At 74.3% G+C, this 15,166-nt stretch carries 13 protein-coding genes; 7 read left to right on the top strand and 6 right to left on the bottom strand.

Annotation, left to right across the window (positions count from 1 at the left end; all coding sequences use genetic code 11):
* The first annotated feature begins 5 nt into the window (after positions 1 to 5).
* Both BJY16_RS13325 and BJY16_RS13320 read left to right on the top strand, forming a co-directional pair.
* Positions 6 to 836: a bifunctional DNA primase/polymerase gene (locus BJY16_RS13325; protein ID WP_185039766.1), complete on the top strand. Its 831-nt coding sequence runs from the start codon at positions 6 to 8 to the stop codon at positions 834 to 836.
* 100 nt (positions 837 to 936) lie between these two features.
* Entirely contained in the window at positions 937 to 2,838 is a 1,902-nt protein-coding gene (locus BJY16_RS13320) for a GAF domain-containing SpoIIE family protein phosphatase (protein ID WP_307835724.1), read from the top strand.
* A 46-nt stretch (positions 2,839 to 2,884) separates the two neighbouring features.
* Here the strand turns inward: BJY16_RS13320 and BJY16_RS13315 are convergent, their stop codons facing one another.
* On the bottom strand, positions 2,885 to 4,315 hold the full coding sequence (locus tag BJY16_RS13315) for a hypothetical protein (RefSeq protein ID WP_185039765.1): 1,431 nt from the start codon (positions 4,313 to 4,315) through the stop codon (positions 2,885 to 2,887).
* Positions 4,312 to 5,409 carry a hypothetical protein gene (locus tag BJY16_RS13310; protein ID WP_185039764.1) on the bottom strand — a complete coding sequence of 366 codons (1,098 nt, stop codon included), beginning with the start codon at positions 5,407 to 5,409 and terminating at the stop codon, positions 4,312 to 4,314. The genes BJY16_RS13315 and BJY16_RS13310 overlap by 4 nt, the downstream gene beginning before the upstream one ends.
* Positions 5,410 to 5,539: 130 nt before the next feature.
* On the opposite strand from BJY16_RS13310, the gene BJY16_RS13305 reads away from it, so the two are divergent.
* Positions 5,540 to 5,824, top strand: coding sequence for a DUF427 domain-containing protein (locus BJY16_RS13305; RefSeq protein ID WP_185039763.1), 285 nt, complete (start codon positions 5,540 to 5,542; stop codon positions 5,822 to 5,824).
* A gap of 21 nt (positions 5,825 to 5,845) precedes the next feature.
* Here BJY16_RS13305 and BJY16_RS13300 read toward each other — a convergent pair whose 3' ends face one another.
* Both BJY16_RS13300 and BJY16_RS13295 read right to left on the bottom strand, forming a co-directional pair.
* On the bottom strand, positions 5,846 to 6,238 hold the full coding sequence (locus BJY16_RS13300; RefSeq protein WP_239177382.1) for a hypothetical protein: 393 nt from the start codon (positions 6,236 to 6,238) through the stop codon (positions 5,846 to 5,848).
* The gene (locus tag BJY16_RS13295; protein WP_185039762.1) at positions 6,228 to 6,701 is read right to left on the bottom strand and encodes a hypothetical protein; all 474 of its coding nucleotides are present in this window, start codon (positions 6,699 to 6,701) and stop codon (positions 6,228 to 6,230) included. The genes BJY16_RS13300 and BJY16_RS13295 overlap by 11 nt, the downstream gene beginning before the upstream one ends.
* Positions 6,702 to 6,861: 160 nt before the next feature.
* Between BJY16_RS13295 and fxsA the strand changes: the two genes are divergently transcribed.
* From fxsA to BJY16_RS13280, 3 genes are all read left to right on the top strand, one after another.
* The gene (gene fxsA / locus BJY16_RS13290; RefSeq protein ID WP_239177384.1) at positions 6,862 to 7,050 is read left to right on the top strand and encodes an FxSxx-COOH cyclophane-containing RiPP peptide; all 189 of its coding nucleotides are present in this window, start codon (positions 6,862 to 6,864) and stop codon (positions 7,048 to 7,050) included.
* 17 nt (positions 7,051 to 7,067) lie between these two features.
* Entirely contained in the window at positions 7,068 to 8,504 is a 1,437-nt protein-coding gene (locus BJY16_RS13285; RefSeq protein WP_185039761.1) for an aKG-HExxH-type peptide beta-hydroxylase, read from the top strand.
* Between the two features lie 158 nt (positions 8,505 to 8,662).
* A complete protein-coding gene (locus BJY16_RS13280) occupies positions 8,663 to 10,354 on the top strand; it encodes a putative bifunctional diguanylate cyclase/phosphodiesterase (RefSeq protein ID WP_185039760.1) in 1,692 nt (563 codons plus the stop codon).
* Positions 10,355 to 10,359: 5 nt separating this feature from the next.
* On the opposite strand, the gene fxsT is transcribed toward BJY16_RS13280, so the two are convergent.
* Positions 10,360 to 12,780: an FxSxx-COOH system tetratricopeptide repeat protein gene (gene fxsT, locus BJY16_RS13275; protein ID WP_185039759.1), complete on the bottom strand. Its 2,421-nt coding sequence runs from the start codon at positions 12,778 to 12,780 to the stop codon at positions 10,360 to 10,362.
* Between the two features lie 107 nt (positions 12,781 to 12,887).
* Between fxsT and BJY16_RS13270 the strand changes: the two genes are divergently transcribed.
* A complete protein-coding gene (locus tag BJY16_RS13270; protein WP_239177386.1) occupies positions 12,888 to 13,190 on the top strand; it encodes an STAS domain-containing protein in 303 nt (100 codons plus the stop codon).
* 698 nt (positions 13,191 to 13,888) lie between these two features.
* Here BJY16_RS13270 and BJY16_RS13265 read toward each other — a convergent pair.
* On the bottom strand, positions 13,889 to 15,166 hold the full coding sequence (locus BJY16_RS13265) for an MFS transporter (protein WP_185046422.1): 1,278 nt from the start codon (positions 15,164 to 15,166) through the stop codon (positions 13,889 to 13,891).

Genomic DNA, 15,166 nt, shown 5'->3' with positions numbered 1-15,166 from the left:
TTCTAATGTCGCTCACGGCCGCTTTGGCGTACGCCCGGCACGGCATCCCCGTCCTGCCGGTGCACACGCCTGGCCGGGATGGTGTCTGTTCCTGCCACCGGGGAGCGCGCTGCGACAGTCCCGGCAAGCATCCGCTGCTGCGGCACGGCGTGACCGAGGCCAGCACCGATCCCCGCCGGATCGAGCTCTGGTGGGCGCACTGGCCGCGGGCCAACGTGGGCCTGCGCACCGGCGTGGTGATGGACGTCGCCGACATCGACTCGGCGGCCGGCTGGCACGGGCTGCGCCACCTGCTCGGCGACGAGATCCCGCCGGGCCCGCAGGTGCGCACCGGCGGTGGCGGCCGTCACCTGTGGTTCCACCCGACCGGTTACGGCAACCGGGTGCGCCTGCTCCCCGGCCTGGACTGGCGCGGCGCCGGCGGCTATGTGCTGGCCCCGCCGTCCCGGCACGCCGGTGGCGCCGGCTACACCTGGATCCACCGGCCCGGGCCGGAGCTGCCGGTCAGCCCGCCGGCGCTGCGCGAGCTGATCGCCGGGCCGCCACCGGCTCCGCTGCCCGCGGTGGCGCACCCGGACCGGTACGCCGAGGCGGCCCTGGAGTCCGCCGTCGGCCGGGTGTCGCAGGCCGCCGTCGGCTGCCGCAACGACACGCTGAACCGGGAGGCCTTCGCGCTGGGCCGGTTCGTCGGGGCCGGTCTGCTCGACGCCGGCACGGTCCGCCGGCAGCTGGAGGTGGCGGCCCGGTCGGCCGGGCTGGGCCGGCAGGAGATCCGTGGCACGATCCGGTCCGGCCTGGACGCCGGGCGCCGGCAGCCGTTCGACCACGCGGCCTGAAACCTCTCCTCCGTGTGTGCTGCGTCACTCCGTCGCCCCGGTCTCGGGACGGCGCGCTGGCCTGGGGAGATGGCACGGATGAGGGGGCCAGGGATGACCGATGGGACCTCCGGAAACGGATGATCGGGTCCGCCGCGCGCCCGCCGACCGGCCCGCCGCGCCGGTAACCTGGCAGGCAACCGGCCGGGGGGCGATGGTGCTGCAGTGGGACGTCATCGGCGACACCGAGCAGAGTGTGCTCGCCGATCCCGTGCGCCTGCGTTCGGTCCGGCAGCTGGGGCGTCCCGGGCCGGATGAGGCGTTCGACCGGGTGGCGATGCTGGTCCGCAAGCTGGTCGACGCGCCGCTCGGGGTGGTCTGCCTGGTCGACGCCGAGGAGCAGTTCCTGGCCGGGCAGGTCGGCATGCCGGAGCCGTTCGCCAGCGAGCGCGCCATGCCGCTGACCCACTCGTTCAGCCGGCACGTGGTGGTCGCCGGCGAGATGCTGGTGATCCCGGACGTGCGCGACGACCCGCGGATGCGCGGCAACCCGTCGATCGAGCAGCTCACCGCGATCGCGTACGCCGGCGCCCCGATCACCGACCCGGACGGGCTGGTGGTGGGCGTGCTGTGCGCCGTCGACCACGAGCCACGGGACTGGACGCCGAGCGAGATCACGCTGCTCACCGAGCTGGCCGCGGTCTGCTCGTCGGAGGTGTGCCTGCGGATCGCCCGGGCCTCCGCCGAGGAGGCGCAGCGGGCCGCCGAGTCCGCCCACCAGCAGCTGGAGCTGCTCACCGACCTGACCGAGTCGCTGGCCGCGACGATGGACATCACCGAGGCGATGCGCCGGCTCGGCCGGATCGTCACCACCCGGCTGGCCGACTGGTGCGTGGTCACCTACGCCGACGAGCCCGGCACCGAGCCGCACGTCAGCGCGGCCCACCGGGACCCGGCGCGGGCCGCCGACATGGCCCGGCTGGCCGACCTGGCCGCCCGGTCCCGCACCGACCTGCAGGCGATCGTGCTGGCCGCCCGCCGGCACGGCCGCCCGGTCCGCCGCGCCGACGGCCCGGCCCGGTTGCGCGGCCGGCTCAGCGACGCGGAGATCGCCGCGATCGCCACCTCGGCCGGTCTCGGGTCGTCGATGGTGGCCCCGATCATCTCCCCGGTCCGGCGCCGGGTGATGGGCGCGGTGCTGCTGGTCAACGGGCCGGACCGGCCGTCGTTCAGCGCCGCCGAGGAGCGCGTCGCCGCCGAGATCGGCCGGCGCGCCGGGCTCGCCGTGGAGAACAGCCGGCTCTACCGCGAGCAGCGGCACGTCGCCGAGGTGCTGCAGCGCAGCCTGCTCACCGAGCTGCCCGCGCTGCCCGGCGTCGAGCTGCACGCCCGCTACCTGCCGGCCCAGGACGGCGCCGCGGTCGGCGGCGACTGGTACGACGCCTTCGCCCAGCCGGACGGCAGCGCGCTGGTCGCGGTCGGCGACGTGGCCGGCCACGACATCGAGGCCGCGGCCACCATGGGCCAGCTGCGCAACCTGGTGCGCGGCGACGCCTACGGCCGCACCGACGACCCAGGCGTCCTGCTCACCCATCTCGACCACGCCCTGCACGGCCTGCGCGTCCCGGCCGCCGCCACCGCGGTGCTGGCCCGGGTCCGCCAGTCCTGGTCCGGCTACCAGATCAGCTTCGCGAACGCCGGCCATCCGCCGCCGCTGCTGCTCCTGCCGGACGGCCGGGTCCAGGTCTGGTGGGTCCCGCCGGAGCCGTTGCTCGGCCTCCCGCAGCAGGACCCGCGCACCACCACGACGCGCTACGTCCCGCCCGGCTCGACCCTGGTGCTCTACACCGACGGCTTGGTCGAGGACCGCGACCAGCTGCTGGACGACGGGGTGGCCCGGCTCGCCGAGGTCCTCCGGCACTGCGCGGTCTATCCCGGGGACGAGTTGTGCGCCCGGCTGCTGGAGGTCGCCCCGCGCCGGAGCGACGACATCGCCCTGCTCCTGGTCCGGCTGACCGGCTGAGAAAAGGTCCGGCTGGCGAAAAAGGTGCGGCCGGCTGAGCCGCAGGTCAGGCGGGCGGCTCGTCGTGGGTCGGCGGGCCGCCGTGGGTCCACGGCGTCTCGGACGGGTCGGGGAGGGCGCCGCCGCGGCGGAACTCCTCGCTCAGCGTGGTCAGGATCAGGCGTTCGCCCACGGCGGGGACGCTGCCGGGTTCGGCGACGAGCTTGCGGCCCATCCCGCCGGACAGCTCCAGCAGCACGTCGGACTCGACGATGTCGGACGCGGCGGACTGGACCCGGGCCACCGAGATGACTCGGGCCTTCTGGCCGGGGCGGGCCGGGGAGGTCAGCGCGGTGCCCGGCTCGACGCGGACCGGTTCGCTGGTGCGGACCATGATCCGGGGACGCAGGACCGGCCGTTTGCCGCTGTCGTCGATCCGGTCCGGGGCCGCGAGGGTGACCGTCCCGGCGAAGGCCGCCCCGGCGAGCCGGTACTCGGCCATCACCAGCGGGTCGTCGAAGGCGCGCTGGACCGCGTACCGGGAGGCCGCGCTCTCCAGCCGCTGCAGCCGGGCGGCGGCCGCGACCGCGCCGTCGCGGCGGGGCTGCGGGGCGCCGCCCTCGGCGACGTGCTGGGCGAAGGCCGTGTACGCGTCCTTGTCGCCGTCCCAGCGCAGGCCGACCCGCTCCCCCGCCGGCAGCCGGCGCAGCAGGTCCAGGGTCCGCCACATCCGGTCCCAGGTGGGCAGGAGCAGTTCGCGGAGCACCTCGGGGAGTTCCGGGGCGGCGCGTTCGATCAGCGGGGCGAGCACCTTGTTGTCGAAGTCCGGGTCGGTGGCCGGGCCGGCGACCGGGCCGTTCTCCACCGCCCGGGCCGCGGCGGCGCCCTCCTCGATCCAGGCCAGCAGCACGCCGAGTTGGGCGTCCTCGGCCCCGCTCTGCCCGGTGGTCCAGTGCAGTCCGAGCGCCTGCACCGCGGTGAGCAGCAGGGACGAGCCGGGCACCTCGGCGCTGTTGGCGAAGAAGGTGAGCCACCGGCCGAGCAGCGGCACGGTGACCGGGACCGGGTGGTCGCCGTCGACCGTGCGGAACCGGGTGGAGCGGCCGAACAGGCGCAGGAAGTCGACGCCGGCCGGGTTCGGCACCCAGAGCTGCGGGGCGTCGGTGTACCGGGTCCGGACGTCCTTGCCCCGGTCGACCGGCACCTCCTCGGTCCGGTCGGTGAACGAGTCGACGTACCCGACCAGGATCTGCCCGAGCCGGTCGGCGAACCGGAACCGCTCGTCCCGGTCCCGTGGCTGGGTGACCACCAGCAGCTCGGGTCTCGCCGGGTCGGTGCCGGCCAGGGCGGCCAGCGGCGCGTTCGCCTCGCCGGCCATGGCGAGCGGGATCAGCACCAGCGGGTGGTCGTGCACGTGCAGGTGGCGGACGGTGGCGATCGGCTGTGCCCGCCCGGCGGCGACGGCCTGCGCCCGGGCGAGAGCGGTGAGCGCGCTCAAGGAGCAGCCCCGGGTGCCGGCGACGGCGCGAGCGGATCCGCGTACCCCGAGGAGAGCGCCTCGGTCCGCAACCGGAGAGCGGCCCGCAACATCGCCGCGGCCTCCTCCTGGTCCGGCGTCGGCGCCTGCGCGCCGGTGGCCAGCGCCAGCACCTCGTCCACCGACTCGATGCCGCCGAGCGCCTCCCGGACCGGCCGCCCCAGCGCCCCGGTCGTCCCGGCCGCCTCGTGCCGGCAGAACACCGAGAGCTCGCAGGTGGACAGGCACTCCGGGGCGTACCGCGGGGTGATCTGGCCGAGCGCCACGGTCAGCTCCTCGGCCGGCCGGGCCAGGTCGAAGGTGACCGACGGCGGGAGCGCGTCGATGATCTCGCCGACCGAGGCCAGCCGGGACAGCTGCCGGCGCAGGGTGGCGAGCTGTTTGCGGACGTCGAGCCGGACCGCGACCGGGCGCATCGCGAAGTTCTCCGGGCAGACCAGCACCACCTCGTGGTCGACCAGCCGCGGGTCCGACCCGAGCCGGGCGAGCAGCTCGCGCAGGGCCAGCACGTAGAGCGCGGCCTGGGTGGCGGCCGCCGACACCTTGGCGCTCTCCGCCTGCCCGTCCACGATCGCGAACGACTTGATCTCGACCACCTGGAGCCGGCCGGCGTGCGCGTAGGCGACCAGGTCGGGCTCCAGGTAGACGGTCTGCCCGGCGACCTCGAGGGTGAGCAGCGGGTGGTCGATCAGCGCCGCGGACGCGGAGGCGAGCAGGGCGGCGGTACGCGCGTGCCGGTCCCCGAGCGTGTCGTCGGAGTCGGCGCCGAGATCCTGGTACGGCGAGTCGGCGGAGGCGTCGAGCACCGAGCGGAGCAGCGCGCAGTCGTCCGCCTTGAGCATCGCCTCGAACGCGTTGCCCCGGGACAACGCGAACCGGGACTGGCCGAAACTGCCCGGGAAACCCACCGTCTCGGCGAGTTTCAGCTTGTCGACGCCGGCCGCGTCGAGGACGGCGCGCCGGTTGCAGCCCGGGTTGCCGGTCAGCGCGGCGATCGTGCGCGCGTTGTGCCGTTTGGCCTTGCCGGAGCCGCGCAGCTCGTCAAGCCGGGTCATCAGAGCCCTTCTTGATCGACAAATCAGGGGAAGTCTACGGTACGGCGGAATTCGCGCCGCCTTTCACCCGCGAGAGGTGAATAAAACGCACATATCAGTCACAAAACCGGCGGCGCGCTAGGTTCGAGGCATGCCGAAGGCCATCTGGAACGACGAAGTGATCGCGGAGAGCGACGACACCGTGGTGCTCGAGGGGAACTATTACTTCCCGCTCGCCTCGGTCCGTGAGGACGTCCTCATCCCCTCCGACACGCACACCGTCTGCCCGTGGAAGGGCAAGGCCTCCTACTACTCCCTACGAGCTGACGGGCAGACCGCCGCGGACGCCGCCTGGTATTACCCGGACCCGAAACCGGATGCCTCGGCGGTCCGGGACCGGGTGGCCTTCCGCAAGGACGTGAAGGTGGAGATCTGACCCAGCACACCGGGGGCCCGCTCACGCGATGCGCGGGTGGGCCTCCTCGATCGCGGTGACCTCCAGATAGTCCAGCATGTCCCGCTGCTCGGCGGGATCCAGCGCCCGGAAGGCGGCATACGCCTCGTCCCGGGCGTTCGTCGTCTCCGCGGCCAGCAGCGCGATGATCGCCGACCAGGCCAGCGACACCCGGTCGAAGAGCCGGGCCCGGCGCAGCGAGGTGAGCCGGGTCAGCATCGCCACCTTGGTCACCGCGTCGTCGTCGTGCGGCACCCGGTCGCAGAGCTCGAACAACGCCTTCCCCCGGTAGGGGTGCTCGGCCTCGATCATCCGGGCCAGCTCGGCGTTGTCCATCTGGTCGACCGCCGGGGCCGGGCCGCGCCGGGGCAGCCGCGGGCTCGGTTCAGCGTGCACGGCTGTCCCGCCCACCCTCGTGACCGCCGCCCGGCGCCTGGTGCGGCAGCGACGGCGTGGTCGAGAAGCTGGGGAACGGCGCCCGGGCCGGCATCACCGGGGCGGCCGGCTCGTCCGGCTGCGACGGGAAGCGCTGGGTGAAACTGTCCAGCACCGCCTTGCCGGTCTCGGTCTCCGTGCCCACCGTCGCCTCGACCGCGTCGGCCACCCGCTCGGCCAGCGCCGACTGGGCCCGGCGGATGGTCCGCAGGATCTCGGTCGCCAGCCCGGGCGCGCCCAGGCCCAGCGACCGCTCGTCCAGCTCCAGCCCGGTCACGTTGCCGGAACTGGCGACGGTGACCAGGATCGCCCCGTCAGCACCGGCAGCCGACGCCTGCAGCGCCGCCACCCGATCGGCCAGCGCGGCAGCCGCACCCCGTGGCCGGGGCGCGCCGCCCGCGGCGCCCAGATCTCCACCCAGCACGTTTCGCCCTCCGTAACCGATTCGCGGCGGTGATGTCCCATGAGATCACGACCGCGCCATCCCCGCGAGCACCCACCGTAGCGACTCCCGGCGCTCACCCGACCCGGCGACCGCCGTAACCTTCAGACAACGCATCGACCGCCACGATCAAGGGGGTGCCGTGGAGACGGGTCAGCCGCACGACGCACACGCGCCGGACTGGCGGTCCGCGATGATCGACGTCTCCGAGTCCACCCTGGACGAACTGGTCGCCCGCGAGGACTCCGCTCTGGATCACTGCCTGCGCCGGCTCGCCGACGACCTGGCCGGGTCCAGCGAGCAGATCGCCGGCTTCAATTCGGCGCTCTGACCGGGCAGGATCGCCTCGTGCGCCAGTTCCGGCTCGCCGACGCGGACCTCGCCGCCCTGGGCGCCGGCCGGCCCTCGGCCGACACCCTCGCCCTGCTGCGCCGGGCTCGGCTCAGCCGCCATCTGCTCCTCTTGCGGGAGGCCCGGCGCGCGGTTCCGGACGACCCCTTCTGGTACGTACGGCTGCGCGCCCTGCCCGCCGAGGAGTCCCGTGCGTGGTCCGCCGACCCGATGACCGGACTGTGGGCCGCCCAGCTGCTGGCCGCGCATCGGGCCGGCACGCCGCCCACTGTCGGTGATCTGCCCGACCCGGCCGGGCATCCTCTGGTCACCACGCACGCCGGCCGGACGCTGCGGATCCGGCTGGACGACCGGAGCCCGCTGCGGCACCTGCTCGGCCTGCCGCCCACCGAGCCGCTCACCCCGGAACGGGTGGCGCACTGGCAGCGATGCCTGGACGCGGCCTGGCGGATCCTGGTCAGCCGCCATCCGGACGCCGCCGGGACGCTGGCCGGCGTGCTGCGGGTGATCGTGCCGGCCCGGCCGGACCCGCTCGCCGAGGGCGTCAGCGCCACCTCGGCGGAGGCGTTCGGGGCGGTCGCGATGTCCCCGCCGGCCTCCGGGACCGGGCTGACGGCAGCCCTGCTGCACGAGACCCAGCACAGCGTGCTGAACGCGGCGCACGGGCTCTTCCCGCTGGTCGAACCGGGGGCCGGGCGGGACTATTCGCCGTGGCGGGAGGATCCGCGGCCGGTCTTCGGCATCCTGCACGGGATCTACGCGTTCCTGGCGGTGACCCGGTTCTGGCGGGCCGAGCTGCGGGCCGGCCCGGTGGCACGGGGCGCGAGCGAGGCCGAGTTCGAGTTCGCCCGCTGGCGGGGCGCGGTGCACGAGACGGCCGGGCGACTGCTCGGCGGTGGGGCGCTGACCCCGGCCGGCGCCCGGCTGGTGGCCGCGCTGCGCGACGAGGTGGCGCCGTGGCTGGCCGAGCCGGTGGACCCCGAGGTGGACCGGCTGGCCGGGCTGGCCCGGGACGACCACCGGGCCCGCTGGCGGCTGCGGAACCTGACCGTGTCACCGGAGGCGGCCGCCGCGCTGGGCGCCGCGTGGCGGGCCGGGCAGCCGGCGCCACCGGTCCCGGTGACCGTGGCCGGGACGGAACGGGTGGCCGAGTCGAGCCCGCGGCTGCGGCTGATCCGGGCGCTGCTGCGGGACAGCCCGGAACGGGCGGCGCCGGACGGCGATGACGCGTGCCTGCGGGGGGCATGGCGGGTGGCGCTGCGGGCGTACGAGAAACGGCTCGTGGCGGACCGTGCCGACCTGGCGGCCTGGAACGGGCTCGCCCTCGTCTCCCCGCATCGCGCCCTGCGCGAACGGCCGGAGCTGGTCCGCGCCGCGGCGCTCGCCGTGCCCGGAGCGGACCTCGCGGACCTGGCCGCCTGGCTCTCCCGCTGAGCGCATCGGCGTCTGCACGTGCAGCCGAAGGTGCTCCGCGGATCGCCGGTTGCAAGTCGGTTGACCTGCGGTTTTGTCCTCGGTACGGATGCGGAAAGGCGAGCTGGATCACTTAACCCGGCCACCGGCGGACCGATGTGAGCGTCCGGAGGTGGATCGTGGCTCGGAAAGCACTGTTGGACCGGATGCGGCGCGTCGTCGACGACGGCGTGGTTCTGGCTTCGCTGGTACTGCTCGTGTGGCCGGCGGCGGACGCGGCCGGCCAGACCTGGGTGGCCCGGCTGGTGCCGGTCGCCGCGGCCCTCTGTCTCGGGCTGGCGATGCTGCTGGTCGCGCCGGAACGGCCGATCCTGCGGTTCGCGCCGATCGCGGCGGCGCTCGCCGTCAGCGGCATCCGGCACCTGCAGGGCGAACTCGCCCGGGGCGCGGTCTGGCTGCTGCTGGCGATGGCCGTGGCGGTGCTGGTCCGCCGCTGGATCGGGGCCGGCACGGACAGCGCGCTGATCCGGGAGATGACCACGCAGCGGGCGCTGCTGGCCCGGCAGGCCTACCGCGACCCGCTGACCGGGGTCGGCAACCGCAAGATGTTCCTGGAGCGGGCCGAGCACGAGCTGGCCGAGGCGAGCCGGACGATGACCGCGGTGATCGTGGTCGACCTGGACGGCTTCCGCGACCTGAACGACACGCACGGCCACGAGATCGGCGACGGCCTGCTGCGCGCCGCGGCGGACCGGCTGGCCGCCAACGTCCGGGCCAACGACGTGGTGGCCCGCCTCGACGGCGACGAGTTCGTGGTGCTGCTGCCCGGCCTGGAGGACGAGCAGGCGGCGATCGCGGTGGCCGAGCGAGTGCTCACCGAACTGCACCGGCCGCTCGAGGTGGACGGGATCACGATGATCGTCCGGGCCAGCGCGGGTGTCGCGCTGACCGCCGGCGGCGTCGGCATCGACCACGTGCTGCGCGAGGCCGACCAGGCGCTGCACCGGGCCAAGCTGGACGGCGGCGGCGCGGTCCGGCGGTTCGACCCGGAGCTGTTCGCCCTGGAGGAGCAGCGCCGCAAGGCCGAGGGCGACATCATCCGGGCCCTGGACCTGGGCGAGTTCGAGGTGCACTACCAGCCGATCGTCGACCTGGACGGCGAGCACACCGTCGGCGTCGAGGCGCTGATCCGCTGGCAGCACCCGGAGAAGGGCCTGGTCCCGCCCGGTCTCTTCCTGGAGCTGGCCGAGCAGCTGGGCCTGCTCCCCCGGCTCGGCGGCTGGGTGCTCGAGGAGGCCTGCCGGCAGGCGGTCAACTGGCAGCGCCAGTTCCCCGGCTTCGAGATGAACGTCAACCTGTCCGCCTCGCAGCTGAGCAACCCGAACCTGGTCGCCGAGGTCCGCGCGGTGCTGGAGCGCACCGGCCTGGAGCCGGAGCACCTGGTGCTGGAGCTGACCGAGTCGGTCGCGCTGGTCGACCTGGAGGAGTCCGCCCGGATCCTCAGCGAGCTGAAGGACCTCGGGGTACGGATCGCGCTGGACGACTTCGGCACCGGCTTCTCCTCGCTCAGCCACCTGAGCGCCCTCCCGGTGGACGTCGTCAAGATCGACCGGTCGTTCGTGCAGGCGATGCCGGAGAGCGGCGGGGCGTCGGTGGCCGAGGCGGTGCTGCACATCGCCCGGACCTTCAACCTGGCGCCGGTGGCCGAGGGCGTCGAGGACGCGGCGCAGGCCGAGTGGCTGCGGGACCTGGCGTGCAGCCGGGCGCAGGGCTACCACTTCGCCAAGCCGATGCCCGCCCTGGGCGTCACCGAGCTGCTCGACAAGCAGGCCGACGCCGACGCCGACAAGGACGTCCCGCTGGCCTCCTGACCCGCCTACAACGGCGGCAGATCGATGTCGGTCTCCAAGCGCTTGCCGGCGGCGGTCACCTGGAAGATCGGGTGGCCGTCGCCGTACGCCTTGGTCAGCGCCGCGAGGGCCTGCTGCTGGGCGGCCTCGTCCTGATCGGCGAGCGCCAGGTTCCACGCGCAGGCCACCGTGTCCGGATGGTCGGCGCCGCGCACCACCCTTGACCGGCGCAGCGTGTCCGCGGCCAGCTCCCGGCCCGGCTGCGCCTCACCGGCCGCGAACAGGTCGGCGGCCAGCCCGTTCGCACAGCTCAGCGTGAACGGGTGGTCGGCGCCCACGCTGCGCCGCAGGCCGCCGAGCACCTCCTCGTCGATGGTCCGGGCCTCGGCGTGCCGGCCGGCCGCCCGCACCACCCCGGCCAGCCCGGCCGACGCGGCCAGGGTGAACGGGTGCTCGTCGCCGAGCACCGCGTGGAACCGGATCACCGCGCGCTCCAGCAGCTCGTGCGCGCCGGTCAGGTCGCCGGCGGCGCGCACACAGTTGGCCAGCGAGACCGCGGTGGCCAGGGTGTCCACGTTCAGATCGCCGAACCGCTGCCGGCACGCGGCGAAGTTGGCGGTGGCCAGTTCCCGGGCCTCCGGCCGGCCCCGCCGGTGCGCGGCCATCGCGGTCAGCCGGCCGGCCCAGAGCGCGAACGGGTGATCCTCGGCCACCTGCTCGGCGTGCCCGCCCAGCACGGTCGCCACCCCGGCGTAGTCGCCCAGGCCGAACAGGTCGTAGGCCAGCGCGGCCCGGGACGCCAGGGTCTCCGGGTGGCCGTCCACAAAGATTGCCTGCCGGTGCCGCAGGGTCTGCTCGTCCAGCGACCGGGCACCCCGGAAGTCGCCGATCAGCCGCAGGTCGATGCCGAGGTTGTTGGCGCAGCGCAGCGCGGTCGGGAAGCTCTCCCCGAACAGCCGGCGGTAGCGCACCAGGTTGTCCGCGTCCAGCTGCCGGGCCTGCCCGAAGTGCCCCTGCATGCGCAGATCGCCGCCGACGCTGTTCGCGGTGGCCAGGGTGGCCTCGTCGTCGGCGCCGAACACCTCCCGCTGGGTGCGCAGCGTCTGCAGGTTCAGGGTCCGGGCGTCGGTGGTCCGGCCCACCGCCCGCAGCGCGTTGGCCAGGTGGAACGAGGCGAGCAGGGTCTGCTCGGCGGACTCGCCCAGGGCGTCGCGCCAGCGGGCCACCGCGGCGCCGGCCAGCTCCCGGCTGGAGTCGTAGTCACCCCGGGCGAAGTGGAACCGGATGCAGTTGATCACCAGCTGGCGGACCTCCTCGGCCTCGCCACCGAGCAGGTCGGAGTGGATCAGGTGCGGGGCCAGCTCGGCGTACCGGTACCAGCCGGCCGGGTTGTCCGGATCGCCCGGGTCGGCCGCGGACAGCATGCCGCGCACCGTGCGCAGCAGCTCGGCGTGCCGCTCCGAGCTCAGCTCCTGGCCGAACATGCCACGGATCAGCGGATGCACGGTGAGTCGCTCGCCGGACGGGTCCAGGCCGGCCAGGCCGTACCGCGCGATCCGGCGCATCGCGGCCCGCAGCCGGCGCTCCACCCGCACCGTGCGGGCCATCTCCGGGTCCAGCGGCAGGGTGCGCGCCGCCCAGAGCAGCTGCCAGGAGATCGGCGCGCTGGCCAGGAAGGTGCACAGCTCGAGCAGCACCCGGTCGGCCGGGGCGGCGGCGCCGAGCGCCTCGGCGGCCAGACCCCAGGTGACCCGCAGCGGGGTGGGAAAGGCCAGCTCGGCGGCCCGGCGGTCGTAGCGGTCCAGGTACTCCGGCACCGGCCAGCCGGTCGCGGACCGGACCGCGGCGGCCAGGTCGAGCGCGATCGGCACGTCACCGAGGCGGGCGGCCAGCCGGTCGGCGTCGGCCGCGGACAGCTCCGGAGCGCGGGCCCGGAGCAGGTCGACGGCGTCCGTCCGGTCGAACACCGGCACCGGCAGCACCTGCGCCACCTCGGCGGTCCAGCGCGGATTGCGGCTGGTCACCAGCACGTGCCCGGCGCCGGACGGCAGGTACGGCATGATGTCCTCAGGCCGGTTCGCCCCCTCGAAGACGACCAGCCAGTGCCGATAGGGCTCGCCCCGGCTCAGCGCGTCGCGGACCGCGCCGAGTGTGCGGTTCAGATCGCGCGCCTCCGGCAGGCCGAGCCGCTGCGCCAGGCCGGCCAGGGCGGCGCGCATCCCGGCGTTCTGCTCCGCCGGGATCCACCAGACCAGGTCGTAGGCGTCGGCGTGCCGATAGGCATATTCCACCGCCAACTGGGTACGTCCAGTTCCGCCGAGTTGATGGTCCGGACTCGGCAGCAACACCACCGGACCGTTGCCGAGCAGGACCCGCACGCGGGACAGTAAGTCTTCACGGCCCACGAAACGGGGGTTGCGCGGCGGCAGACCGCCACGGATCGGCACACCGTGCTCCTCACGTCTTGGTGATGCCGATTACCGTACGTGGAACCCCCGCCACAGCAAAGCGGGCACACGCCCGGTGAGACGGAAGGCCCCCGGTGATCGAAGAAGTGACAACGCTGGATACCGCCGGCGGCACCACCACCGTCTCGCTGCGCGGCGAGATCGACGTGCTGACCGTCGAGCAGGTCCGGGTGGCCCTCGGCGAGGCGGTCGCCGGCCGGCCCGGCCGGATCGTGGTGGACATGGCGGACGTGGCGTTCATCGACTCGACCGGGCTGGGCGCGCTGATCTCCGGCTTCCAGCGGGCCCGTGACCAGGCGATCCCCTTCTCACTCTCGCGGCCCAGCGACAACGTGCGGCAGATCCTGGTGCTCAGCGGCCTGCTTGAGGTGGTCCAGGTCACCCCTTAAGTCATACCCGTTTTCGGTACGGGGTGGGTGCACGTTCGCCCGCTCGCATAACCCGCTCCCACAGCCCGCTCCCACAGCCCGCTCCCACAGCCCGCTCCCACAGCCCGCTCCCACAGCCCGCCCTCCCAAGGGGGCTCCCCCGCCGGTCAGTGTGGCAGGAAGCGGCGGGGCCGGGCGGGCAGTCTGTGGACAACGCGAAATTGTGGACGACGACCGGAGTGCGCGGCGGCACCTCGCGCTGGGCGAACGGGTTCGCGGTTGCAGCGGCCGCGACGAGCGGCACGGACCGCGGACCACGACGCCACGACGGACCGCGGCCGCCACGACTGGCAGGAACCGCGGACCACGACGCCACGACGGACCACGGCCGCCTCGACCGGCACGGACCACGGACCACGACAACGCCACGGACCACGGCCGCCACGACCGGCACGGACCACCGACCACGACAACGCCACGGACCACGGCCGCCACGACCGACACGAACCACCGACCACGACAACGCCACGGACCACGGCCGCCACGACCGACACGAACCACCGACCACGACAACGCCAGGGACCGCAGCCGCCGCAAGCGAAGCGGACCGTAGGCCGCTGAGCGGTCCGGGGATGGTGTGGGTGTCGCGGCGGGGCCGCCACGGTGCTCCCGGTCGTACCGGAAAATGGGGTGAGCGGGAGCCCGGCGGACCGTGCCGGTCAGGCCTTGGCGGCCGGGACCGCGAGGCCGAGGCCGGGCGCGACCGGTTTGAGGTGTTTGCCGGCGAAGAGCATCAGGCTCAGGATCGAGGCCAGCAGGGCCAGGGCGCCGGCGCCGTACCAGGCCCAGGTGTAGGCGCCCAGCTGGTCGCGGACCAGGCCGGCCGCGGTGGCGGCGATGGCGGCGCCGAACTGGTGGGAGGCGAAGACCCAGCCGAAGACGACCGGGCCGGCGGCGCCGAAGTATTCGCGGCACAGGGTGACCGTGGGTGGCACGGTGGCGACCCAGTCGAGGCCGTAGAAGAGGATGAAGACCAGCATGCTCGGGTGCGCGGTGGCGGCCAGGATCGACGGCAGGACCAGCAGGGACAGGCCGCGCAGCGCGTAGTAGGCGCCGAGCAGGACGCGGCTGTCGACCCGGTCGGTGAGCCAGCCGGAGGCGATCGTGCCGACGATGTCGAAGAGGCCGACCAGCGCGAGCAGGCTCGCCGCGGTGGTGTTCGGCATGCCGTGGTCGTGCGCGGCCGGGATGAAGTGTGTGCCGACCAGCCCGTTGGTGGTCGCCCCGCAGATCGCGAACCCGCCGGCGAGCAGCCAGAAGGCCCGGGTCCGCGCGGCGTCGCGGAGGGCGGTCAGCGCGGCCTTGGCGGCATTGCCGACCGGCTTCGCCGGTGGCTCGGTGACCCCACCGAGAGCGGTCACCCCGAGGTCCTGCGGGTGGTCGCGGAGGCGCCAGAGAATTAGCGGTACGACGAGCAGCGCCACCACCGAGACGGTGAGTGCCGCGGTCCGCCAGCCGTGCGACTCGGTGATCCTGGACAGCACCGGCAGGAAGATCAGGTTGCCGGTCGCGCCGCCGGCCGTGAGCACCCCGGTGACCAGGCCGCGGTGCTTGACGAACCAGCGGCCGGTGATGGTGGCCACGAAGCCCAGCGCGAGCGAGCCGGTGCCCAGCCCGACCAGCACACCCCAGCAGAGCATCAGCTGCCAGCTCTGGTGCATGAACACGGTCAGCCCGGAGCCGAGCGCGACCAGCAGCAGCGCGGCGGCGGCCACCCGGCGGATCCCGAACTTCGCCATCAGGGCCGCGGCGAACGGCGCGGTCAGGCCGTAGAGCAGCAGGTTCACCGAGACGGCGGCGGAGATGGTGCCGAGCGACCAGCCGAACTCGGCGTGCAGCGGCTGGAGCATGACCGACGGCGTGGAGCGGAAGCCGGCCGCGCCGATCAGCGCGATGAACGCGACCGCGGCGACCGACCAGGCGGGGTGGATGCGCAT

This window comes from Actinoplanes octamycinicus, from assembly GCF_014205225.1.
GTDB lineage: Bacteria > Actinomycetota > Actinomycetes > Mycobacteriales > Micromonosporaceae > Actinoplanes > Actinoplanes octamycinicus.
This window is presented reverse-complemented; position numbering and strand designations above follow the sequence as displayed.